The 21,614-nt window shown below is 62.4% G+C and carries 22 protein-coding genes; 12 read left to right on the top strand and 10 right to left on the bottom strand.

Annotated features, from left to right (window positions below; translation table 11 throughout):
- Nucleotides 1-45: 45 nt before the first annotated feature.
- Complete coding sequence (locus RL_RS16135) at nt 46-699, top strand: metallophosphoesterase family protein (RefSeq protein WP_011652635.1); 654 nt, start codon at nt 46-48, stop codon at nt 697-699.
- Nucleotides 700-808: 109 nt separating this feature from the next.
- Here RL_RS16135 and RL_RS16130 read toward each other — a convergent pair whose 3' ends face one another.
- Together RL_RS16130 and RL_RS16125 are read right to left on the bottom strand one after the other, a co-directional pair.
- The gene (locus RL_RS16130; protein WP_011652634.1) at nt 809-1,171 is read right to left on the bottom strand and encodes a hypothetical protein; all 363 of its coding nucleotides are present in this window, start codon (nt 1,169-1,171) and stop codon (nt 809-811) included.
- A 5-nt stretch (nt 1,172-1,176) separates the two neighbouring features.
- Nucleotides 1,177-1,986: a DUF899 domain-containing protein gene (locus RL_RS16125; RefSeq protein WP_011652633.1), complete on the bottom strand. Its 810-nt coding sequence runs from the start codon at nt 1,984-1,986 to the stop codon at nt 1,177-1,179.
- A gap of 119 nt (nt 1,987-2,105) precedes the next feature.
- Here RL_RS16125 and RL_RS16120 point away from each other — a divergent pair, with 119 nt between their 5' ends.
- From RL_RS16120 to RL_RS16110, 3 genes are all read left to right on the top strand, one after another.
- Complete coding sequence (locus tag RL_RS16120) at nt 2,106-3,326, top strand: hypothetical protein (RefSeq protein ID WP_011652632.1); 1,221 nt, start codon at nt 2,106-2,108, stop codon at nt 3,324-3,326.
- A 56-nt stretch (nt 3,327-3,382) separates the two neighbouring features.
- The gene (locus tag RL_RS16115; protein ID WP_011652631.1) at nt 3,383-4,039 is read left to right on the top strand and encodes a Vgb family protein; all 657 of its coding nucleotides are present in this window, start codon (nt 3,383-3,385) and stop codon (nt 4,037-4,039) included.
- 333 nt (nt 4,040-4,372) lie between these two features.
- Nucleotides 4,373-5,287 (top strand): phosphotriesterase family protein, encoded by a 915-nt coding sequence (locus tag RL_RS16110; RefSeq protein WP_011652630.1) that lies wholly within the window; start codon nt 4,373-4,375, stop codon nt 5,285-5,287.
- Between the two features lie 56 nt (nt 5,288-5,343).
- On the opposite strand, the gene RL_RS16105 is transcribed toward RL_RS16110, so the two are convergent.
- From RL_RS16105 to RL_RS16095, 3 genes are all read right to left on the bottom strand, one after another.
- Complete coding sequence (locus RL_RS16105; RefSeq protein WP_011652629.1) at nt 5,344-6,198, bottom strand: alpha/beta fold hydrolase; 855 nt, start codon at nt 6,196-6,198, stop codon at nt 5,344-5,346.
- Nucleotides 6,195-6,776, bottom strand: coding sequence for a glutathione S-transferase N-terminal domain-containing protein (locus RL_RS16100; RefSeq protein ID WP_011652628.1), 582 nt, complete (start codon nt 6,774-6,776; stop codon nt 6,195-6,197). The genes RL_RS16105 and RL_RS16100 overlap by 4 nt, the downstream gene beginning before the upstream one ends.
- 299 nt (nt 6,777-7,075) lie before the next feature.
- The gene (locus RL_RS16095) at nt 7,076-7,612 is read right to left on the bottom strand and encodes a GNAT family N-acetyltransferase (RefSeq protein ID WP_011652627.1); all 537 of its coding nucleotides are present in this window, start codon (nt 7,610-7,612) and stop codon (nt 7,076-7,078) included.
- A gap of 87 nt (nt 7,613-7,699) precedes the next feature.
- On the opposite strand from RL_RS16095, the gene RL_RS16090 reads away from it, so the two are divergent.
- Nucleotides 7,700-9,445 (top strand): sensor histidine kinase, encoded by a 1,746-nt coding sequence (locus RL_RS16090; protein ID WP_049778389.1) that lies wholly within the window; start codon nt 7,700-7,702, stop codon nt 9,443-9,445.
- 10 nt (nt 9,446-9,455) lie between these two features.
- Nucleotides 9,456-9,857, top strand: coding sequence for a response regulator (locus RL_RS16085; RefSeq protein WP_003560657.1), 402 nt, complete (start codon nt 9,456-9,458; stop codon nt 9,855-9,857).
- A gap of 241 nt (nt 9,858-10,098) precedes the next feature.
- Here the strand turns inward: RL_RS16085 and RL_RS16075 are convergent, their stop codons facing one another.
- Nucleotides 10,099-11,508 (bottom strand): PLP-dependent aminotransferase family protein, encoded by a 1,410-nt coding sequence (locus RL_RS16075; RefSeq protein ID WP_011652625.1) that lies wholly within the window; start codon nt 11,506-11,508, stop codon nt 10,099-10,101.
- A 90-nt stretch (nt 11,509-11,598) separates the two neighbouring features.
- Here RL_RS16075 and RL_RS16070 point away from each other — a divergent pair, with 90 nt between their 5' ends.
- A complete protein-coding gene (locus RL_RS16070) occupies nt 11,599-12,462 on the top strand; it encodes a DMT family transporter (RefSeq protein ID WP_011652624.1) in 864 nt (287 codons plus the stop codon).
- Between the two features lie 27 nt (nt 12,463-12,489).
- Here the strand turns inward: RL_RS16070 and RL_RS16065 are convergent, their stop codons facing one another.
- Nucleotides 12,490-13,104, bottom strand: coding sequence for a 3'-5' exonuclease (locus RL_RS16065; RefSeq protein ID WP_011652623.1), 615 nt, complete (start codon nt 13,102-13,104; stop codon nt 12,490-12,492).
- Nucleotides 13,105-13,355: 251 nt separating this feature from the next.
- Here RL_RS16065 and RL_RS16060 point away from each other — a divergent pair, with 251 nt between their 5' ends.
- Nucleotides 13,356-14,093: a phosphotransferase family protein gene (locus tag RL_RS16060; RefSeq protein WP_011652622.1), complete on the top strand. Its 738-nt coding sequence runs from the start codon at nt 13,356-13,358 to the stop codon at nt 14,091-14,093.
- Between the two features lie 77 nt (nt 14,094-14,170).
- Here RL_RS16060 and RL_RS16055 read toward each other — a convergent pair whose 3' ends face one another.
- The 3 genes from RL_RS16055 to RL_RS16045 form a co-directional block, all read right to left on the bottom strand.
- A complete protein-coding gene (locus tag RL_RS16055) occupies nt 14,171-14,698 on the bottom strand; it encodes a cupin domain-containing protein (RefSeq protein ID WP_011652621.1) in 528 nt (175 codons plus the stop codon).
- A 254-nt stretch (nt 14,699-14,952) separates the two neighbouring features.
- Entirely contained in the window at nt 14,953-15,339 is a 387-nt protein-coding gene (locus RL_RS16050; RefSeq protein WP_011652620.1) for a cupin domain-containing protein, read from the bottom strand.
- A gap of 432 nt (nt 15,340-15,771) precedes the next feature.
- Nucleotides 15,772-16,989, bottom strand: coding sequence for an ROK family protein (locus tag RL_RS16045; protein WP_011652618.1), 1,218 nt, complete (start codon nt 16,987-16,989; stop codon nt 15,772-15,774).
- Nucleotides 16,990-17,184: 195 nt separating this feature from the next.
- Between RL_RS16045 and RL_RS16040 the strand changes: the two genes are divergently transcribed.
- The 4 genes from RL_RS16040 (at nt 17,185) to RL_RS16025 (ending at nt 21,602) form a co-directional block, all read left to right on the top strand.
- The gene (locus RL_RS16040) at nt 17,185-18,456 is read left to right on the top strand and encodes an ABC transporter substrate-binding protein (protein WP_041936385.1); all 1,272 of its coding nucleotides are present in this window, start codon (nt 17,185-17,187) and stop codon (nt 18,454-18,456) included.
- Nucleotides 18,457-18,674: 218 nt separating this feature from the next.
- The gene (locus tag RL_RS16035; RefSeq protein WP_011652616.1) at nt 18,675-19,559 is read left to right on the top strand and encodes a carbohydrate ABC transporter permease; all 885 of its coding nucleotides are present in this window, start codon (nt 18,675-18,677) and stop codon (nt 19,557-19,559) included.
- Nucleotides 19,559-20,410, top strand: a complete 852-nt coding sequence (locus tag RL_RS16030) for a carbohydrate ABC transporter permease (protein ID WP_011652615.1) — start codon at nt 19,559-19,561, stop codon at nt 20,408-20,410. Before RL_RS16035 ends, RL_RS16030 begins: the two co-directional genes overlap by 1 nt.
- Before the next feature lie 46 nt (nt 20,411-20,456).
- Complete coding sequence (locus RL_RS16025; RefSeq protein WP_011652614.1) at nt 20,457-21,602, top strand: ABC transporter ATP-binding protein; 1,146 nt, start codon at nt 20,457-20,459, stop codon at nt 21,600-21,602.
- The last annotated feature ends 12 nt before the right edge of the window (nt 21,603-21,614 follow it).

Raw genomic sequence — 21,614 nt, 5'->3', positions numbered from 1 at the left:
CAGGAAATCGTATCCAAGACCCCCGACAGGCGCTAAAAATGAAGCATGCGCTACACGTTCGCCATAGGTGATATCCACGGCTGTATCGATCCGCTGAACAGGATGATCGATCGGATCGAGGCTTATGCGTCTGAAGGGACCGTCGTCTTCGTTGGCGACTATGTCGATCGCGGGCCTGACAGCAAAAGCGTCCTCGACCGGATCATCGCCGGTCCATCGGACCCGTGGCGATGGATCTGCCTGAAAGGCAATCATGAGGACCTGATGGTCGCTGCCTATGCCGATATCAATAGCGATAGCAGAGACGTGTGGATCGGCAGCGGCATCGGCGGACTTGAAACCGAAATGTCCTATGGCGGCAGAGTTCTGCCCCAGCATCTGCAATGGGCTGCCGATCGTCCCCTCATGCATTTTGATCGATATCGCATCTTTGTCCATGCCGGCGTTGTTCCGGAATTTTCGCTGGAACGGCAGACCAAGCACGATCTTCTCTGGTTGCGGTTCCCTCCCGGTGAGTCCAGCGACTATTGGGGCAAACACCTCGTCCACGGCCATACGCCGTCGCTGTCCAATCCGGTGACGACAGGAAACCGCACCAACATCGACAGCGGCTGCGTCTTCGGCGGCAAGCTTTCCTGCGCGGTCTTCGATGACGAGATTGCCGGCGGGCCGATCGACTTTATCGAGGTGAAGGCATGAACTTGATCGCGCCGATAAGGAGGTAAAGCCGGACGCGGCCGAGCGGGAGTGCGGCTTGCTCCCTCTTCTCCCCGCTGGGGAGAAGAGATACCGGCAGCGTCGCGGAGCGTTATCGGGGGCTCAAGCCCCGCCAGCCGGCGGCGAGCCGCAACCAGGGCGCCAGGTGGAAGCCGCTCATCAGCAGGTACATGGGCACCATTCCGCCGATCGGGAAGGCATCCGGCGCCGTCATGCAGATCATGTCGGCGCTGCCGGTCGTGGCCGTCAGCAGCGCCATGATCGCGAATGTCGGGGCGGCGGCGAGTGATAGCCAGTCGCCGGCGTGGGCGGCGATCCGGCTGCCCGGGCTAGCCCTGCCACTGCTCGGCTTAGCAGCTGATCCGTCCGCGGCGGCAGCCAGCGAGAGCCATTCGGCGGCGTTGAGAGCGACATTGCCGTCGCCCCGCTCTGGAGTGTGGGCGGAAAGCAGCATCGGCGTCACTCCTTGCCGTACCGGTCGTGGTGGCGCCACCAGATGCCGGTTTCGTTGCGGCCCTTGGGGGCGCGGTCGAGCCATTGGTACATGCCCCATAACCCGTCCAGCCCGCGCGCATAGCTGGAATAGCTGTGGTAGACGGCGCCATCGATGAGTTCGAAGGCGCTGACACCCGGCCGGTCGCGGGTATAGGTGGGGACATCGGTGCCGGTCATGGCGGCGATCTGGGTGATTGGGGCCTCGCTGTCGCGCGGCTGCCATTCCGGGACAGTCTTGGCGGCAAGTTGTTCTAAGGCGGGTTCGGGGGCGGGCGGCTCCCGGCGGTAATTATAGTCTACGTCGCCCTGGTGCTGCTGCTCGGCCGAGAACCAGACGCTGAAATCGCCGTTGAAGTCGCTGCCGAAGGAGGAGGCCCAAGGAAAACTCCAGCCCATGCGCTGCTTGAACGCGTCAAGTTTTGCGAGCGGCGCGCGCGAGACCGCCCAAAAGGCGACATCGTGGTTTTCGAGATGGACGAAGAAGCCGTTGAAGCCATCGGCGATCGACGAGCAGGAGGGGCATCCCGCGGTATAATCCGGTCCGAACATGAAGTGATAGACGAGAAGCTGCGAGCGGCCGCCGAAGAGGTCTTTCAGCGAGATGTTGCCGCCGTCGGTGTCGAAGCGATATTGCTTGTCGATCCTGACACGCGGCAATTGCTGGCGCTTCATCGCCAGCGCGTCGCTCTGCCGGGTCAGCTCCTTTTCCTCCTCGAGCAGATCGAGGCGAGCCACCAGCCACTGCTGGCGTGTTGCGTTCAGCTGTATCGTCATGGGTCTTCTCCTTTGCCTGTCTCTCGTCGTAGCATCCGGTGCAGGCTTGCTTGCCGGTCGACGATAAATCTAAGGCCGGGTGCGGAAATGGTGGGAGTGACAAGTGTGACGGGATTTGAATGGACTCGCTGATCACGGCAGCGGCGCAGGCGCTGGCAGTGGGAGATGCGCTCGGCGCGCTGAAGCGGGTGGCGCTGCGCGACGATGCGCCGGCCTTAGCGCTGCGCGGCATTGCGATGGCGCAGCTCGGCGATCTCGTCCGCGCCAAGGCGCTGCTGAAGAGTGCGGCGCGTGCTTTCGGCCCGCGGGAGGCGGTGGCGCGAGCCCGCTGCGTGGTCGCCGAGGCCGAGATCGCGCTGGTCTCGCGCGATCTCACCTGGCCGCCCAAAGCGCTGGAGGCGGCGCGCAAGGTGCTCGAAGCGCATGGCGACAGGGTCAATGCCGCCCATGCCAGGAATGTCGAGCTTCGCCGGCTGGTGCTGATCGGCCGGCTCGACGAGGCCGAGCGGGCGCTCGAAACACTCGACCCGACGCCACTGCCGCCGGCGGCAAGGGCTGCCCACGAGCTGGTGGTCGCGGGCATCGCGATCCGGCGCCTGCAGACGAAAGCGGCGCGTGCGGCGCTTGACCGGGCGAGGCAGGCGGCGCGCGAGGCCGGTATGCCCGTATTGACGGCGGAGGTGGAAAATGCCGCCGGCGTGCTCAGCGCGCCGGTGGCACGGCTGATTTCGCGCTGGCGGGAAAGCCCGTTGCTGCTGGAAGAGGTGGAAGAGCTGCTAGGTTCGGGCGCGCTCGTCGTCGATGCCTGCCGTCATGTCGTGCGCGACGATCAGCTTTCCGTGTCGCTGGCAACGCGGCCTGTGCTCTTCGCGCTCGCCCGCGCGCTTGCCGAAGCCTGGCCGGGGGATATGGCCAGGGGCACGCTGGTCGCGCGTGCCTTCCGTGGCAAACATGCGGATGAATCGCATCGTGCCCGGCTGCGCGTCGAGATCGGCCGGTTGCGCGCCGAGCTCAGGGCGCTCGCCGAGGTTTCGGCGACGAAACGCGGCTTTGCGCTTTCGCCACGGCGCGCCGGCGAGACCGCCGTGCTGGCACCACTGGTCGAAGGACAGCATGGGGCGGTGCTCGCCTTTCTCGCCGATGGCGAGGCGTGGTCGAGTTCGGCGCTGGCAATCGCGCTCGGCGCCAGCCCGCGCACCGTGCAGCGGGCGCTGGATTCGCTTGCCGGGGAGGGCAAGGTGCAATCCTTCGGGCGCGGGCGGGCGCGGCGCTGGATGAGCCCGCCGCTGCCCGGTTTCCCGACGATCTTGTTACTCCCGGGACCTTTGCCAAGCGACTAGTATGGCCTGACAGATGAGGACGGCCCTGGTTAAACGGGGCAAACAGGATGGAAGAGATGAAAAAATCGGCTGCGACGATCATCCGTGAATATGGACCCTTTCCCGGCGCCGAGCGCGTCAACGGCGTCACCTTCGATGGTGAACACGTCTGGTTCGCCTCGGGCGACAGGCTGAACGCGCTCGATCCCGCAAGCGGCGAGGTGGTGCGCTCGATCGAGATCGCATCGCATGCCGGAACGGCTTTCGATGGCACGTTTCTCTATCAGATTGCCGAGGATGTCATTCACAAGATCGACCCGAAGACCGGACGTATCCTTTCCACCATCCCGGCGCCCGGCAATGGCGGCGATTCCGGCCTTGCCTGGGCCGAAGGCTCGCTCTGGGTCGGCCAGCACCGCGGCCGCAGGATCCATCAGATCGACCCGGAAACCGGAAAGATCCTCCGCACCATCGAATCCAACCGCGTCGTGACAGGCGTCACCTGGGTCGACGGCCAGCTCTGGCACGGCACCTGGGAGGGCGATGACAGCGACGTCAGGCGCATCGACCCCGAAACCGGAGAGGTGCTGGAGCGGCTGGAGATGCCCGAGGGAACCGGCGTCTCCGGCCTCGAATCCGACGGCGCCGACTGCTTCTTCTGCGGCGGTGGCGCCAGCGGCAAGGTCCGCGCGATCAGCCGGCCGGCGCAGGGCAAGGAGGGGAAGGGGAAGTAGCCGATGCGACGCCGAAGAGGCCGATGCGGCATACCTCCCCGGCAACAGTCAGGTCGCCGGCAATCCGGGCGCCAGGGCGGAAATCGACATCAAGGATCAAGCTGCAAGAATTTCGATCGAATGAGCGATTGATTTCGTCACGTGAGGATCTACTTTCGCGGGCAGTGTCGAGGCTTCGGTGTCGGTCTACAGCTTTGCGCGTCTTTTCAGACGCGCAAAGCACGCTGTAGCACTTTGAATGGCTGCATAATTTTATCCTTAAATCGATTCCGATTTAAGGAATTATGCAGTAGGGCTGTACGCCAAGCCAGTGCGACGGTAGGGGGAGAGACTTTGAAACATCTGCGCACGACGCTCGGGCCTAAGAGCAAATCCGAACTTGGGATGATCCTGCCGCACGAGCACGTCTTCGTCGACCTCAGGACGCCCGACCAGCCCGGTTATGCCGAAGCAGAGATCGAAGACGTCGTTCGGCTGATGGCCCCCGAGATCGAGCGGATCAAAAAGCTCGGGGTGACGGCACTGGTCGAATGCTCGACGGGCGGCGTCGGACGCCGCGCGGATATCGATCTTGCCGTGTCGCTTGCGACGGATTTTCCGATCGTCGTGCCCACCGGCAATTACCGCGAGCCCTGGATTCCCGAATGGATCGGCCATGCTTCCGAGAAGGAGCTGGAGGCATGGATGCTCCGCGAGCTGACGGAGCAGATCGACGAGACCGGGTTCCAGGCAGGCTGGATCAAGCTCAGCGCCGGCGATGACGGTATGACGGCGCTCGAGACGAAAATCCTGCGGGCCGCCGCGCGCGCGGCGGTGCAGACGGACGCCGTCATCGGCAGTCATACGATCAGGGGACGGGTCGTCATGGATCAGCTCGATGTCATCGAGGCGGAGGGCTACCGGGCCGACAGGTTCATCTCGATCCACACGCAGGAAGAACAGGACTTCGCCCTTAATGTCGCCGTCGCCGACCGCGGCGCCTGGATCGAGTATGACCATGTCGGCCGGGCGGGGGACAACGAGGTGGCGGAGCTGGTGATCAAGGCGCTGGAGGCGGGCTGCGGCGATCGCTTATTGCTGAGCCATGACCGCGGCTGGTTCGATCCGGCGCAGCCGATGGGCGGGATACCCAAACCGTATACGCATCTTTCTACCGTCTTGCTGCCCGAGCTGAAACGGCGGGGCATAGACGACGGCACCCTGATGCGCCTGACCCACGACAATCCGTTCGAGGCTTTCGCCCGATAGGGGGAGTGGCCGGGCACGACCCAATATCTGAATTGCCATTTGGCTTGTCTCTGTTACTAGACGCACATCGATCTTGCGACATGTTCGTCGATGGCGGAAATGATCTCTTCCCAATCTCCGGGATGAAGTTCGTGGCCGCCACCTTCGATCTTCACGAACTTCGCATCTGTCACAGTCCGCGCGAGTGTCTCTCCGTGCGTCGGCGGAAAGACCGGATCGGCGGTGCCGTGAAGGACGAGAAGCGGTACCTTCATCTCGTCGAGCCGACCCCGCCATGTCTCGCCGATCTCAAAGAGGACGCTGTGGTTGGTGGCGCTCAGATAGCCTCCGGAGCGGTCGAAGTCCCGTTCGAGGAAGGCTCGAGTTCCGGCTTCGTCGAATGGATGTGTCGTTCCGGCGGTCAGGCGCGCATCCTCGATCAGGTACGCGACTGCGTCCGCCCGGTCCGACCAGTCCGCCTCCACGGCCATATGTTCCAGCCAGCCCTCGCCGCTCGGAGGGAAATGGGATGTATCCACACCGACCGGCGAGGTACTGATCGCCGTTAGGGAAAGCACGCGTTCCGGGCTCTTCAGTGCGGCCGCCTGCCCGACCATGCCGCCAAGGGAAAAGCCGACGATATGAGCGTTCGGGATTCCATAGCCGTCGAGCACACGGAACACGTCATCGACGGCGTCCTCGAAGGTGTAGCCGGGCCGACCGGGCGGATATTTGGTCGAAAGGCCGGAATCGCGCTGGTCGTAGCGGATCACGAAGCGACCCGGTTCGGCGAGCCGACCGCAGAATTCCTCCGGCCACCACAGCATCGACGCCATTCCGCCCATGATCAGAAGTAGTGGCGGCTGGTTCGGATTGCCGAAGCTCTGCGTCGCGAGCTCGACCCCGTCAGTGCGGATCATCAGCCCGCTCATGCCAGGCCCTCGCGGTGCAGCGCGGCTTGCACCGCCGGCCGTTGTTCTATCCGTGCGATGTATTCGCCTAACGGCTCGGGCAGAGCGAACCCGAGTTGAGCTGCGCCCCACGCGAGTTGGAAAAGATAGGCATCAGCGACCGTGAAGGTCTCTCCGAACAGATAACCCCGCTCAAGTCGGCCGGCGACGAAGCCGAACCAGTGCACTATTTGCTGGCCCGTCGGCTCCCTGACTTCCTCCGGAAGCGATAGGTAGGTGGGAAAGCGCTTGTGAATCTCGGTTGCGATAAAGCTCAGCATCTCAAGCAGGCGGACGCGGCCCAGATGACCCTGCGGTGCCAACTCCGGTGCGCGGTCGGCGATCCAAGCCAGGATGGCAACATTTTCGGTCAGCATCTCACCATCGTCGAACATAAGGGCGGGCACATAGCCCGTCGGATTGATGTCCATGTATCGGCCGCCCCCTTCAATCTGCTTCGTCTCTAGGTCGACCTTGACCAGGTCGAATTGAATTCCAGCCTCCAGCATCGCGATGTGGTCCGCCAAGCTGGAGAATCCGGGCGCAGAGTAAAGTTTCATCCAACCGTTCCTTCCTTCGTTTCGTCCATCGTCCAAGAAGAGGTGGGCAGGGGCGGGCGGTTACCCGATCGCCCACGCATAGCTGTTCTCTTCATGTCCGCATACTGTGACTAAGGTGGGGGGTGCCGCATCGGGCATATTGAGTAGGACCGGTTTGAAATGCATGTCTGGGGCAGAGAAATCCAGTCGCTGACTATCAGTTTAATTGCGCCGCAGGCGCACTGGGCATTAGGCAGGCCAAAATGATGATCAGTCGGGCTTGCGGGAGCTTTTTCAGAAATCGACGGCGATATCAGGATCTATGAGAAGGAGCGCTCATCGAACAAAAGCGCCATGCTGATCGCATCGATGAACCGATCGTCGATGCGTGCCGCACGCCGGACGATGCCTTCGCGGGCAAATCCCATCTTTTCGTAGAGGGCGATAGCACGGGCGTTGTCTTCGTAAACATCGAGTTCAACCCTGGCGAAACCGCCTTTCTGCGCGGCTCTCAATGTCGTCTCGATGAGCCTTCGTCCGAGACCCTTGCCCCGATAGGCGGGAAGGATCCCCATTCCGAGTTTTCCGCGATGGGCGTGCGACGGGAAAAAATGCCGGCTGATATCGCACCAACCGACGACTTGGTCTTGAGCGATGGCAACGAATTGCGGATTGCCTTTCTCAATCATGCCCATCACGAACTCACGCGTCTGCGGCAGTGGAGTTGCTTCCAGCATGGAAAGGTATTTTTTCTCCCGCGCGACCAGGTCGAGCGCATGATGAAAGCTGTCGATATGGGCGGCAGCGATCGGCTCGATCCTGATGCCTGGCGTATCCGACAATGCTGCTGCATCCATGTGCTTCTCCCTCAACGATTGCGGAATGCCTATCGGAGACCTGCCGCGGACCCGCGCGGGAGCGCATAATTCACGGTCCGTCAACCTTTGCGTGTCAATTTCTCGGCAGCGGGCGCCATCAAAAGGTTGCAGGTATTGAAGGTCGGGCTCACATCCCACATTACATTCGTCTTGGTGACGCTCACCTGCGCGGCGGCTGCATTGCTGTGCGGATTTGCGTGGATCGCGGCGGTGAAGGTCGATGATCTCTCCCTGCGCCGGCAGGCTGACTTCGTCCGCCAAGGACTGGAAGAGCAGATCGCGGCACTTCCCCGGGAGCAGGAAAGCGTCACCAAATGGGACGATGCCTTCCTTTACGCGAAGCAGCGGAACCATGAATGGCTGCTCGAGAATGTCGGCCAGTGGACGAGCCGGTATTTCGGGCACGACAGGACCTATATCTTCGACGATACCAATCGCCTGATGTTTGCGTTCCGCGACGGCGCGGATGCCATGCTGCCGCGGCTCGGTGACGACGACGGCCGAGAAGTGACCGCTCTCGCCGGTGAGATGCGCGCCGTTCTCGTCGAGCCGGCTGCAAAACCTGGCGCCGAAGCGCTCGGTCAACTGGCCAAGGTTCGGACGATCATGATCGGCAACAGGCCGGCGATAGCAAGCGCGCGTCCTATTCTGCCGAGCTCGGCCCGGATGCAGATCGAGGCGGGCCAGGAGTTCATCGCCGTCTCGGTCACGTTCCTCGATGGAAAGGCTGCCGAAAGCATCGCCCATTATGCGCGGCTCGAAGGCTTGCACTTCGCGCCGTCGAAAGGTGAGGACGAGCGGGCGCAGGTGCCTGTGTTGTCCGATGACGGCGGCACGATCGGTTACCTCGTGTGGCCGCCTATCCTGCCCGGATTCATGCTGCTTAAACAGATTGCGCCGGCGGGGCTCGGCTGCCTGGCGCTGCTGATCGCCGTCGTCTTCTGGCTCGGACGAGGTCTGCATCGGACCTCGCTGACCCTGCTGGACAGCCAGGCGCAGCTCACCCACCACCGCAACCATCTGGAAGAGATGGTGGCCGATCGAACGGCCGAGATCGAAAGGCAGAGAGAGGAACTGGACCGCCTGCTGGTGCACGAACGCCAGGTGAATGCGCTCCAGCGCCAGTTCGTCGCCATGGCTTCGCACGAGTTTCGCACGCCGCTCGCCATCATCGACGCCGCTGCCCAGCGGCTCTGCCGCTCGACGACCAACGTCAGCGGCGATTACGTTCACGAAAAAGCCGGCGTGATCCGCAGCGCTGTCGTGCGCATGGTCGACCTGATGGAGAGCATCCTCGCCAGCGGCCGGCTCGAAACCGGACAGATCACACTGAAGCGCAGCCAAGGCGATCTGAAAGCCCTGCTCGTGACCTGCTGCGACAGGCAGCGCCATCTCAGCCGCTCGCATCTGTTCCATCTCGATCTTGAGCCCGTACCTGACATATTGACGTTCGACCGCAGCGCGATGGAACAGGTCTTCACCAATCTGATTTCGAACGCCGTCAAATATTCTCCCGACGCGCCTGATATTCATGTTCGCGCCCGGGCCGACGAGAAGACGGTGGAGATCGCCATCTCCGACAGCGGCATCGGCATGGATGCGGAGGATCTGCCGAAGCTGTTCCAGCCCTATTATCGCGCCCGCAGCGCGACGGGCATTGCCGGAACGGGCATTGGTCTCAACGTCGTCAAGCAGGTCGTCGAACTGCATGGCGGCACCGTCGAGGTGACGAGCGAACTCGGCAAAGGCACAACATTCACCCTTCTTCTGCCAATAGAATTTCTATTGTCGGATCAACAAGTCGCAGCTTAAGGAAGAGCTCATGGTTACAGTCCTGTGCATAGAAGACGAAGTCGAGATCCGGAACCTCCTCGTCGAAGAATTGAGCGAAGCCGGCTATAAGACGCTCGAGGCCTCGAACGGCGCCGAAGGGCTGGAGATGATCCTGTCGAAATGGCCCGATATCGTCATCAGCGACATTTCGATGCCTGTCATGGATGGGCACCAGCTTCTGGCGGAAATTCAGATCAATCACCCGGAGCTCTCCAATATTCCCTTCATCCTGCTGACGGCACTGACCGACCGGGAAAACACGCTTGCCGGCCTGCGTGGCGGAGCGGCGGACTATCTGACGAAGCCGCTCGACTTCGATCTGCTGCTCGCCAAGCTCGAAGGATGCGTGACGCGCCTTGCCAACGACAAGGCGGTCCACCGGTCGTTTTGATGGTCGCCGGCGGGACCCAAGAGAGCCTCATCCTGAGGCGCCCCGCAGGGGCGTTGAAGGGCGAGGCGGGCGCGCCGGCGTGGTGCATGCAAGGAGCTGCGTTGCGGCGTGTCCTTCGAGGCTTCGCCCTCTGGGCTACGAGCCTCAGGATGAGGGACGTTGGTGAATACCGCTCCTAAACAATCAGCGTTGGTGGACGCCGCGAGAAGAGGGCGCTCGATCCCCGACGGCCCACCTTCCATCATCCTCTTCCTGCCAGGATATCGCCCAGCACCTCGAAGACACGCGGATCGAGCGTTTGAGACACGTTGAAGCGCATGAAATTCGTTGCCGATTGCGACAGGCTGAATGCATTTCCGGGAGCCAAAACGATCCTCTTTTCCAATGCGGCTCGCGCCACATCAGCCGCATCGATGCCGTCGGGCAGCCGGCACCAGAGGAACATTCCAGCCTGGGGCTCCAGCCAGGGCGTTATCCCTAAGCCCTTCAGCTTGGCCGAGACCTCGCTCATCGCTCGGGAGAGCCGGTGTCTCAGCGTCTCGATGTGTTTGCGATAGCTGCCGTCGCTCAAGACGTTCAGCACCAGTTCCGCCGTCAGCCGGCCGCCGCCGAAGGAGGTGGCGATCTTCAGGTCCGTCAGGCCGTCGATCCATTCCGGCTTGGCCACGACGAAGCCGCAGCGGGCCGAGGCCGACAGGGTCTTCGAGAAGCTGCCGATGTGGATGACCCGCTCGAGCCCGTCGAAGGCGGCAAGGCGGGGCGCCGGCGTGTGCTCGAAGTCGGCGAAGATATCGTCCTCGATGATGGTCAGGTCGAACTGGTCGGCGAGTTTTAGAACCCGGTGAGCCGTAACGGGAGACAAGGTTGCGCCGGTCGGATTGTGGATGGCGGAGTTGGTGATGTAGAGCCGCGGCCGCTCATCGGCGACGACTTGCGCAAACAGTTCGACATCGGGACCGGACGCGGTGTAGGGTACGCTGACGATCTTTGCCCGATGGGCGCGTAGCAGCGCATGGAAATTGAAATAGCAGGGATCGTCGACCAGCACCGTGTCGCCGGGTTCCAGCAGGAAACGGCAGAGCAGATCGATTGCCTGCGTGCCGGAATCGGCCAGCATGATTTGATCAGGGGAGGCTTCGATCCCCCGTTCGCTCATGCGGCGGGAAATCAGCTGGCGCAGTTGCGGCAAGCCGAGCGGCGAGCCGTAGTCGGCGAGCGCCGGCCCGTCGGCGCGGGCAAGCGTTCTCAGCCCGCGGCGCATGCCGTCCCCCGGTAGCCAGGAGGGCGGCAGCCAGCCGCAGCCGGGCTTCAGGTCGGCTTCGCCCGCCTCCAGCGATTGCCGCGATATCCAGAACGGATCGACCGCGCGGTCGAGCTTCGGCCCGACCTCGGCAAGCGCAAAGGGGGCTGCCTGGTTGGCGACGTAGAATCCCGAACCCGGCCTTGCCAGGATCGCGCCTTCTGCGACCAGCCGCTCATAAGCGTCGACGACTGTCGATGTCGACAGCTTCAACGTCGCGGCCAGCCCCCGCACAGATGGTAGCTTTGCGCCCGGCGTCAGGCTGCGCCCGGCGATGCGTTGCCTGATCGTCGCGGCGACCATCTCCACGCGCGTGCGTCCCTCGTTCATCCGTATTGCTTTCTGGACCATTACAGTTTCGCAAAATCGTATCAGATTGTCACTGTCATGGCCATCCATGTTGGCCGATAAGAGTCAGAGAATGAAGGAGTGTAGGGCATCATGGACCGTGTGGCATCGGGATGGATCAATGGTTTTATCGGGGTGGTGATCTTCAGCGGATCGCTGCCGGCCACGCGCGTGGCGGTGATGCAGTTCGATCCGGTTTTCCTCACTGTGGCGCGCGCGGCGATCGCCGGCTTCCTCGCCCTCGGCCTGCTGATTGCTTTCAGAGAAAAGCGGCCGAGCCGAGGTGATATTCTCTCTTTGGCCGTCGTGGCGCTGGGCGTCGTTGTCGGCTTTCCCTTGCTGACGGCGCTGGCGCTGCAGCATGTCACCTCAGCCCATTCGATCGTCTTCATCGGCCTGCTGCCGCTCGCGACCGCGATCTTCGGCGTGATCCGTGGCGGAGAACGGCCGAAGCCGGCATTCTGGCTGTTCTCCGTTCTCGGCAGCGCGCTGGTGGCGGGATTCGCATTGACACAGGGCCTGACGGCCTCGCCGGTCGGTGATCTGCTGATGCTGGCGGCCGTCGTCGTCTGCGGCCTCGGTTATGCCGAAGGCGGCAGGCTTTCGCGCACGCTCGGCGGATGGCAGGTGATTTCCTGGGCGCTTGTGCTTTCGCTGCCGGTGACGGTCGCGGTCGCGCTTTTCCATCGGCCGGAGACCTTCTCAGGCATCGAAGCGCCGGCGCTGCTCGGCCTTGCCTATGTCTCGCTGTTTTCCATGCTGATCGGCTTCATCTTCTGGTATCGCGGCCTGTCGCAGGGCGGCATCGCCGCCGTCGGTCAATTGCAGCTGCTCCAGCCGTTCTTCGGCCTGGCGCTCGCCGCAACCCTGCTGCACGAGCCTGTGACCTCAGCCATGCTTGCCGTGACCGTTGCCGTCATCCTCTGCGTCGCCGGCGCTCGCAAGTTTGCGCGGTAGTGGAGGATCATGACGCTCTCTCTGTCCTCAGATTCGGTCGAAAACCGCGGGCTGCAATTTCGCGATCTTCATCAGATGCTGCAGCGCGTATGATATCGACAGAGCGTCGTCGAGCCCGTCATGCCCCCGCAATGGAGGATGTTCGACCTGGTAATAGTCGGCCAGTTTGTTGCTGGGCGTCTTTGCCAAATCCTCGATCGGCATGCCCGCAGCGACGAGAAGCTTGACGGCGTTGTCGAAGCGGCGGGCCGGGATGGCAGGCTGAACGCCGGCGACATAGCAGCTGATGGCCAACATGTTCAGCTCGTCCTTGCCCCACGACCAAAACCGGGCGCCGCCCGAGAATCTGTCGACGCCGGAAAGGGCATCCTGCAACGCCACGCCATGGGTGTCGATATCCTCCTCGGTGATGCCGGTCAGATTGGTGAAATAAGGATCGAGCGGATACCTCTTGCCGAAGCGATCGATGGGCCGAACATAGGACTTGTACGTATCGAGGATCGGAAACTCGCCCTCGAGGCCAAGCTTGACGGCTCCGATCTGTGCAATGACGGGATCGGGATCGTGGGCCGCGCACCAAAATCTGCGTTGCGAGCCTTCCAGGCAAAGAAATTCACAGTCGAATATGATGGCGGTCTTCATCGTCGACGCTCCTCTGACAAATTATCCGGATTAGTTTAAGGACGAATCCAACGCATGGAGCGCGTCCAGATGCAAGCGCCCGGCGTCTCTTTGGAGGCCTATGGCCGCCGGCCAAGCGTGCCACCTGCAGGTGCTGCCTCGACAATTTCGCTCACCTGTTTTGGTCGACCGTGGCAAACTGCGATGGCGGTGATCGCGGCATTTTTCGCGAGATCACCATCCACCTGCTGAATTCAGACGGAGGCACCGCAATGATCGAAATCGGTCGGCTCCTTGGTTCGGGTAAAGAGGCCGAGGTCTTCGAATATGGGGCCTTGGCGCTGAAGCTGTACAGACCAGCCGCATCCAAGGCATCGTCATTCAGGGAGGCCGCGAACCTGTCGATCCTTGAGAGGCTCGCGCTGCCGGCGCCAAAAGTCCACGCGGTCGGCGAATTCGATGGGCGCTGGGGCGTGTTGATGGATCGCGCGCCCAACTCCTGTTTTGCCGACCAATTCGTCTCGACGGCAGGAAGGGCGCCGCTTGAAGAAATGGCGCAACTGCATCGAAGCATTCACGAAAAGCCGGGCGACGGGTTGCCGTCTCTCATGGCGAGGCTTTTCGCCAGGATCCGCCGGGCCGAGCACTTGGATTCTTCATCCAGAAATCGGCTTCTGGCGCAACTCGAATCCCTGCCAGATGGTGACAGGGTGTGTCACGGCGATTTACACCCGTGGAATATTCACGGCTCGGGGCAGGGGTTTATGATCGTCGATTGGCTCGACGCCTGCTGCGGCAATCCTCTGGCCGATGTCTGCCGAACATACGTCCTGTTGCACCATGCGATGCCGGACCGGGCGATGGATTATGTCGAAACTTACGCCTCGCTCACTGGGTCGGAGGTCAGCGGCATTCTCGCCTGGCTTCCCCTGATTGCCGCCGCCCGGCTGACGGAAGGCGTTGTAAACGAAAATGATGAACTCTTGCGGTTGGCTGGCGCGAGCCCATAACTGTCGAAGCTCCAGCCAAGCCTTGGTCTCGGCTTTGCGCGAAGCCGCCATTGCGGCCGGCTATCGGCCTGGTTGATCTATTCGCTGTTTTCTCGGCCCTTTGCTTCCCGCACCAGGTCCGGCATTCCATCGTGCCGACCGAGGGTATGGGTGGGATGGTCATCCCACCAATCATTATGCAGCGGTCTGCGGTGAGGGTGGAGCGGGTAGAAAATGCGGTTCTCGGCCTTGTGGCGCTCGCCGACGACGAGGAGGTGCACTTCGGCTTGCGTGTTGTTGGGGAAACTATGGGCGATCCCGGTGCCGGCAGGAAATCCGACGGCGTCGCCGGGCTTCAGCCGATGGAGATGGCCATCGAGCCAGACGTCGGGCGTGCCTTCGATGACATAGACAAATTCTTCCTCGGCACTCTCGGCATGCGGAAAGGATGTGCGGCGACCAGGCGGCAAACGCTCGTGATGAATGCCCAATTTCGCCAGGCCGAAATAGCGTCCGAAAGGCGCGCCGATGCTCATCAACTCGTCGTCATCGTCATAATGCGAGTCGTCAGGCCGTTCGATCTCGCTCCAGTGGACGACAAAGGAGGGGCGCTCCGACGTTGCCATGGTAATCCTCCTGATGTGAGAGGTTCAGATGATTGAGGACACGGACATGCTGCCGTGAATGGAAGGGGACCGCAAGGGCGAAACGGTGGCTCCAACGCAAGCGCTGTCCGTCGCCATTCGGCTCGGGGGAGCCCTTCGCACTAACCCTCTCTCCGTGAACGGGGCGAAGGGAGTTGCCATGCGAGGGCGGAACCTTGATCCGAGGATCCCTGCCGCGGCAGCCCCCGATCCGGACGGAAATTTCTACGAACGGCTCACTTGGCAGGCACGACGAGCGGCGCCCCTTTGCGGACGATGTAGGTTGCCAATTCCGACGCCTTGCCGTTGCCGACGTTCTTCGCCGAGTGAACGACACCCGAGGGGATGAACAGGGATTGGCCGGCGTTTAGGGTAACGGGCTTTCTGCCCTCGAGCTGATATTCCAGGGTTCCCTCGATGACGAAGGCGACTTCCTCGCCGGGATGCGAGTGATTGGGGGCGAGAACGCCTGGAGCCAAATCGACGCGCACCTGAACGACCTCGTGGCCTGGCACATCGATATCGCTCGTGATGAGATCGGTGCGCTGTATCGGCTGTTCTGCATGTGCTGCGGCTGCGCCGCCGAGAACAAGGGCGAGCGCGATAGCCTGGATCATTTTCATGTCGTCATCCTTCCTGAATTGACCACTTCCGACCGGTTGGCCGCATCGGGATTTAAGTCGATGATTGAACCAGGGATGTGTCGGTAAACCCGCATTTTTGTAAGCCAGTGTATCTGCGGCGCGGCGGGATTGGTCTGCGTGAGATACTGTCCAAGATTGGGCCGGCATCGGTTCGGGCCAACGTTGCTTGCGACAGGGTGGGCCTGGAGCCCCCCTCTGCCCTGCCGGGCATCTCCCCCACAGGTGGGGAGATGACAAGTGGCTTGAACTGCTTGCTCGTCTACCGTTTCGCCGTGCTGGACGCTCATTGTTTGGGGAGGCCAGTGAGCCCAGCCAATCTCCCCACCTGTGGGGGAGATGGCCGGCAGGCCAGAGGGGGGCTTTGCACGGCACGCCTTACCCGACAAGCAATCCCACCGATCTCTCACGGCTTTACGCCGCCGACGACGAGCCCGCGGTCATGACACTCGCCAAGCTGGCAATGTCCGTGATGCCGCCGGAGGATTCGAAGTCGAATATTTTCTGGGTGACCAGCGCGGCCGCCCCCCGGGCCCAGGAATTGTCCTCCCAGTCAGGCAAGAGGGGCGGGGCGGTTCGGAAGGTTCGGGCAGCGAGGGCTTCGCGTAGCGGCGTCAGGAAAGGGTCGCCGAGGGAGACGGCTTCGCCGCCGGCGACGATGACTTCGGGATCGGTAATGTTGACGAGATTGGCAAGGGCGGTGCCGAGGGCGCGGCCGGAATCGGCAACGAGCGCGAGGGCGGTGGCATCGCCTGATGCGAGCGCGCCCGACAATTCCGGCAGACCGAGTTCCTCGTGGCCGGTCGCCTCCCGCCAGCGCCGGAGCATCGAGATTTGGGAGTGATAGGCCATCAGACAGCCGCGCTTGCCGCATTCGCAGAGCCGGCCGTTCTCCTCGTAGAGAGTGTGGCCGAACTTGCCGGCCGCGCCATTTGCGCCGCGATAGAGCTTGCCGTCGATGACAAGCGCGCAGCTGATGCCGACGCCGATGGCGAGAACGGCCATGTTGCGGTGCTGGCGGCCGAGCCCGAAGAGCTGCTGGGCGATGGCATAGGCGTTGGTGTCGTCTTCCAGCCAGACCGGGACATGGACGCGGGTAGCGACCAGTGAGGCGAGGGGGACATTGTCCCACTTGAATCGGTAGCTGCGCACGCAGGCCGTCTGTTCGTGGTTGATGACGCCGGGCATGGAGATGCCGATGCCGGCGAGCTTCGCGTCGGGCCGGCCGGCGAGCTTCACCAGCTCGGGAACCGTGCTCGCCAGCAGGTCGGCGACCTTATGCGGGTCGTGGCCGTCGAGGCTTACCCGCATGGCGGCGACGGGGTTGGTGGCAAGGTCGGTTGCGACGCACTCCACCGAATCGACCATCAGTTTGAAGCCGACGGCGAGCGCGTGCTCGTAGTTGATATCCACCGGGATCGGGCGGCGGCCGGTGAGGCCGGGCACGGTCTTCCCTTCGCTGACGATGCCTTCCTCCAAAAGGTCGGCGACGACGAAGGTGACGGCGGCGGGACTTAAACCAATCACGGTGGCGATATCGGCGCGGCTCCTCGGCCCCTCCCGCCGGAGAAGGTTGAGGATGAGGCGTCGGTTCATGGCTCTCGCCGTGGTCTGGTCGCCTTTTAACTTCACGATACATTCCTTAATTTTGTAAATTAATTATTGCGAGCTGCAAAGATCTATGCATAAGTTCGGCCGCGGATCAACTCAGCCAGGCGGATTATCGCTGGAATCGCCGAGCGGATCGCAGCGTTGAATGCCTGGTCGGTCGTTTCATGGAGGAGGCGACGGTCGGGAGATGTTGATCGATCAACTGGGAGGAATTCAATGGCATTTTCAAAATTTCCGTCAACCACCCGCAGGAGCTTCCTGAAGGGTGCGGGCATGGTGTCTGCCGCTGCGGTCACCGGTAGTTTTCCGATCCCTGCGATCGCGCAGGCCCAGGAGGTCACGATGATCTCTGCCGAAAACAATGGCGCCGCACTCGACGCGCTGAAGGCGATCGCCGCGAGCTTCAGCAAGGAAGCCGGCGTCAACGTCGTCATCAACAATATGGACCACGAGGCCCACAAGACGGCCATTCGCAACTATCTCGTCGCCGGCGCGCCTGACATTTGCTCCTGGTTTTCGGGCAACCGCATGCGCGCCTTCGTCAAGCGCGGCCTGTTTGACGACATCTCCGACCTTTTCGAGAAGGAGAAGTACAAGGACGTGCTGGGTGCCACGGCCGGCGCCGTCACCGACGGGGGCAAGCAATATGGCCTTCCCACCGGCGGCACGCTCTGGGGCATGTTCTACCGCAAGGACGTGTTCGAGCAGCATGGTCTGACCGTGCCAAAGACGGCCGAAGAATTCATGGCCTATGGCGACAAATGCAAGGCCGCGGGCATTACGCCTGTCGCGATCGGCACCAAGGAATTGTGGCCGGCGGCCGGCTGGTTCGACCAGATGAACCTGCGCATCAACGGCCTCGACAAGCATATGGCGCTGATGAACGGCGAGATGAGCTATCTCGATCCCGCGCTGACGGCGGTTTTCGACCAGTGGGAGGCGATGATTTCGAAGGGGTTCTTCACGGAGAACCACACGTCTTTCGGCTGGCAGGAGGCTGCGGCGCTCCTGGCGCAGAAGAAGGCCGGCATGATGAACCTCGGCGCTTTCCTGCGCTCGGCTTTCACCGCCGAAGATCTGCCGCAGCTCTCCTATGCGACCTTCCCGGTGCTCGACGCCAAGGTCGGTCACTACGAGGAGTTCTCGGTCAACTCGATCCACATTCCCGCCACGGCCAAGAACAAGCAGGGCGCACGCGAATTCCTCGCCTACTTCTACAAGCCCGAGAACCTGGCGGCCTATCTGGAGCCGGCCGGCAACGTGCCGCCGCGCAGCGATCTGCCGCCGAGCAAGGATCCGCTCGTCAATGTCGCCGTCGAGACGATGAAGACGGTGCAGGGCACGTCGCAATATTACGACCGCGACAGCGACCCCGACATGGCGCAGGCGGGGCTCGTTGGCTTCCAGGAGTTCATGGCCAAACCCGACCGGCGCAAGGCCATCCTGACGCGCCTCGAAGGCACGCGCAAGCGGATCTACAAGATTTAAGGGGCGGGTGCCGGCCCACGCCTGGTTCTTCGCCTGAGGCTGCCCCTCACCCTAACCCTCTCCCCGTAAACGGGGCGAGGGGACGTGCCATACGAGAGGCTGGTGGGGAACCGAGAGGTTGCCGCATATCCCCTTCGCCCCGTTTACGGGGAGAAGGTGGCGGCAGCCGGATGAGGGGCGGGTCGCCGCTTGCTTTTGTCGCAAATGAGGCTCCTGATATGTTGATGTTATGGTGCCGCCAGCGTTGGTGGCTCACCCCGACTTTGCTCATCGCGCCCGCGATCGGGCTGTTCTTCACCGTCATCCTGCTGTCGGCCATCAGGAGCCTCTGGATCAGCCTGCACGACTGGGATGGCTTCGGCCCGATGGTGTGGATCGGCTTCGGCAATTACGTCGAGCTTTACAACGATCCGCAATTCTACGTGTCGCTGAAGAACAACCTGATCTGGCTGGTGATGTTCATGGCGGCACCACCTCTCGGGCTCGCCATCGCGCTGCTGGTCAACCAGAAAATCCGCGGCATGCGCTTCCTGAAGTCGTTGTTCTTCATTCCGCTGGTGCTTGCCTCGGTGACGGTCGGCGTCGTCTTCACCTGGGTCTATACGCCGGAGTTCGGGTTGCTCGCGCTGATCTTCAAGGCCTTCGGGGCGACGGCGCCAGCGGTTCTCTCCGACGAGCATTTCGTCACTTTCGCCATCGTGATTGCAGCGCTCTGGCCGCAGATCACCTTCTGCATGGTGCTTTATCTCGCCGGCCTCAACAATTTGAGTGAAGAGCTGATCGGGGCAGGGCGCGTCGATGGGGCGAGGGGCTGGAACATGTTGTGGCACATCGTGCTGCCGCAGCTGACCCAGGTCACCTTCATCGCCATTGCCGTCACCGTCGTCGGGGCGCTCAGATCCTTCGACATGGTCTCGGTGATGACGAACGGCGGCCCTTTCGGTTCGTCCTCGGTTCTCGCTTACCAGATGTTCGAACAGTCGATCTTCTCCTACCGCTTCGGTTACGGCGCGGCGATCGCCTCGGTGCTGTTCGCGATCATGGCCGTCTTCATCGTCTGGTACCTCAGCCGCATCATCCATACCGAAGAAAGGGGAGGCTGATGTATCCTCGTCCCATTCCCGATGCCGCCATCTGGCAGCGCCGCCTCTACGTGCTCGCCGTCGTCATCGTCCTGCTGCTCTGGCTCTGCCCGCTGTTTGCGATCATCCTCACTTCGTTCCGCTCGACCGAGGATGTCATGGGCGGCAATCTGTGGGGATGGCCGACCGGGATCGGCGTCATCGACAACTATACTGCTGTCTTCACGCAGACGCCGATGGCTCGCTACTTCCTCAACAGCCTGACGATCACCATTCCCTCGGTGATCGGCGTGCTGGTGCTCTCCACGCTCGCCGGCTATGTGCTGTCGCGCTACCGCTTTCCCGGCAACATGCTGATCTTCGCGCTGTTCGTCGGCGGCAATTTCCTGCCGCACCAGATCATGATGATCCCGGTGCGCGACCTGATGGTCCGGCTCGACCTGATCGATACCACGGCGGCGCTGATCATCTTCCATGTGGCCTTCCAGACCGGCTTTGCGACGCTGTTCATGCGCAATTTCATCGCGGCATTACCCGATGAACTGTTCCAGGCGGCGCGCGCCGAGGGGGCCTCTCCCTTCCAGACCCTATGGCATGTTGCGATCCCGCTGGTGCGGCCGGCGCTTGCCGCACTCGCCATCCTGATCTTCACCTTCATCTGGAACGATTATTTCTGGGCCGTGGTGCTGACCGTCAGCGACTCCGTCAAACCTGTGACTGCCGGCCTTGCCAATCTTCGCGGCGAGTGGGTCTCGGCCTGGAACCTGATTTCCGCCGGCACCATCGTCGTCGCCGTGCCGCCCGTCGTCATGTTCTTCCTGATGCAGCGGCACTTCATCGCCGGCCTGACGATGGGAGCGGTGAAGGGATGAGCCAGCGCCTCGATATCAAGTTTTCAACAGCAGAGAGCCAGGACGCATGACCAGTCTCGAACTCCGACAGATCAACAAGAATTACGGCGCCTATCACGCGCTGCGCGGCATCGATCTTTCCGTAGCGCAAGGCGAGTTCATCGTCATGGTCGGCCCCTCCGGCTGCGGCAAGTCTACGCTGCTGAAGACGATCGCCGGCCTGGAGGAGATCTCCTCCGGCCAGATCCTGATCAACGGCCGCGACGTCAGCAAACAGGAGCCAGGCGATCGCGGCATCGCCATGGTCTTCCAGTCCTACGCGCTCTATCCGCATATGACGGTGGCGGAGAATATGGGCTTCGGTTTGCGCATGGCCAAGCGCCCGAAGGCCGAGATCGAGGCGGCCGTGGCGCGCGCCGCCAAGATCCTGAGGATCACCGACCAGCTGGAGAAGCGGCCGAAGCAGCTCTCCGGCGGCCAGCGACAGCGCGTGGCGATCGGCCGGGCGATCACCCGTTCGCCCGACGTGTTCCTCTTCGACGAGCCGCTGTCGAACCTCGATGCGGCACTTCGAACCCAGATGCGCGTCGAGCTCAGCAGCCTGCATGCCGAACTCGGCGCCACCATGGTCTATGTCACCCACGACCAAGTGGAGGCCATGACCATGGCAAGCCGGATCGTCGTCTTGAACCAGGGGGTGATCGAGCAGGTCGGCTCGCCGCTCGAGCTCTACCGCAACCCTGATAACCTCTTCGTCGCAGGCTTTCTCGGTGCCCCGCGGATGAACTTCCTCGGCGTTGCCGTCGACGAAGTGTCCGGTCGCAATATCACGGTCTCCGCACCGGGCCTCGTGCCGGTGACGGTGGAACTGGCGGAGGCGACGGTGCTGGCGAAGGGCGCCAGCCTGACTCTCGGTGTGAGGCCGGAAAACATATCGATGGTCGCCGACGGGGCGCAGGGTGGAGCGATCAACGGTGCGGTCCGACTGGTCGAGCATCTCGGGCGCGAAACCATTCTCTATGTCGACGCCGGAAATCTCAGGACCATCGCCTCGGAAAGCGGCACCGGCAACATCACGGTGCAGCTCAGCTACGTCGCGCCTTTTGCCACCGACCAGAACGTGGCGCTGAAGCTCGACGCCAACGAACTCTATCTCTTCTCACCCGATGGCGGACGCACGATCAGCGCCCGCAAGACGATCCTCGACAGATAACAGGAAACATCA

It is taken from the genome of Rhizobium johnstonii 3841, assembly GCF_000009265.1.
Taxonomy (GTDB): domain Bacteria; phylum Pseudomonadota; class Alphaproteobacteria; order Rhizobiales; family Rhizobiaceae; genus Rhizobium; species Rhizobium acaciae.
Note: the sequence above shows the minus strand (reverse complement) of the source record. Positions and strands in the feature narration are given on the sequence as shown.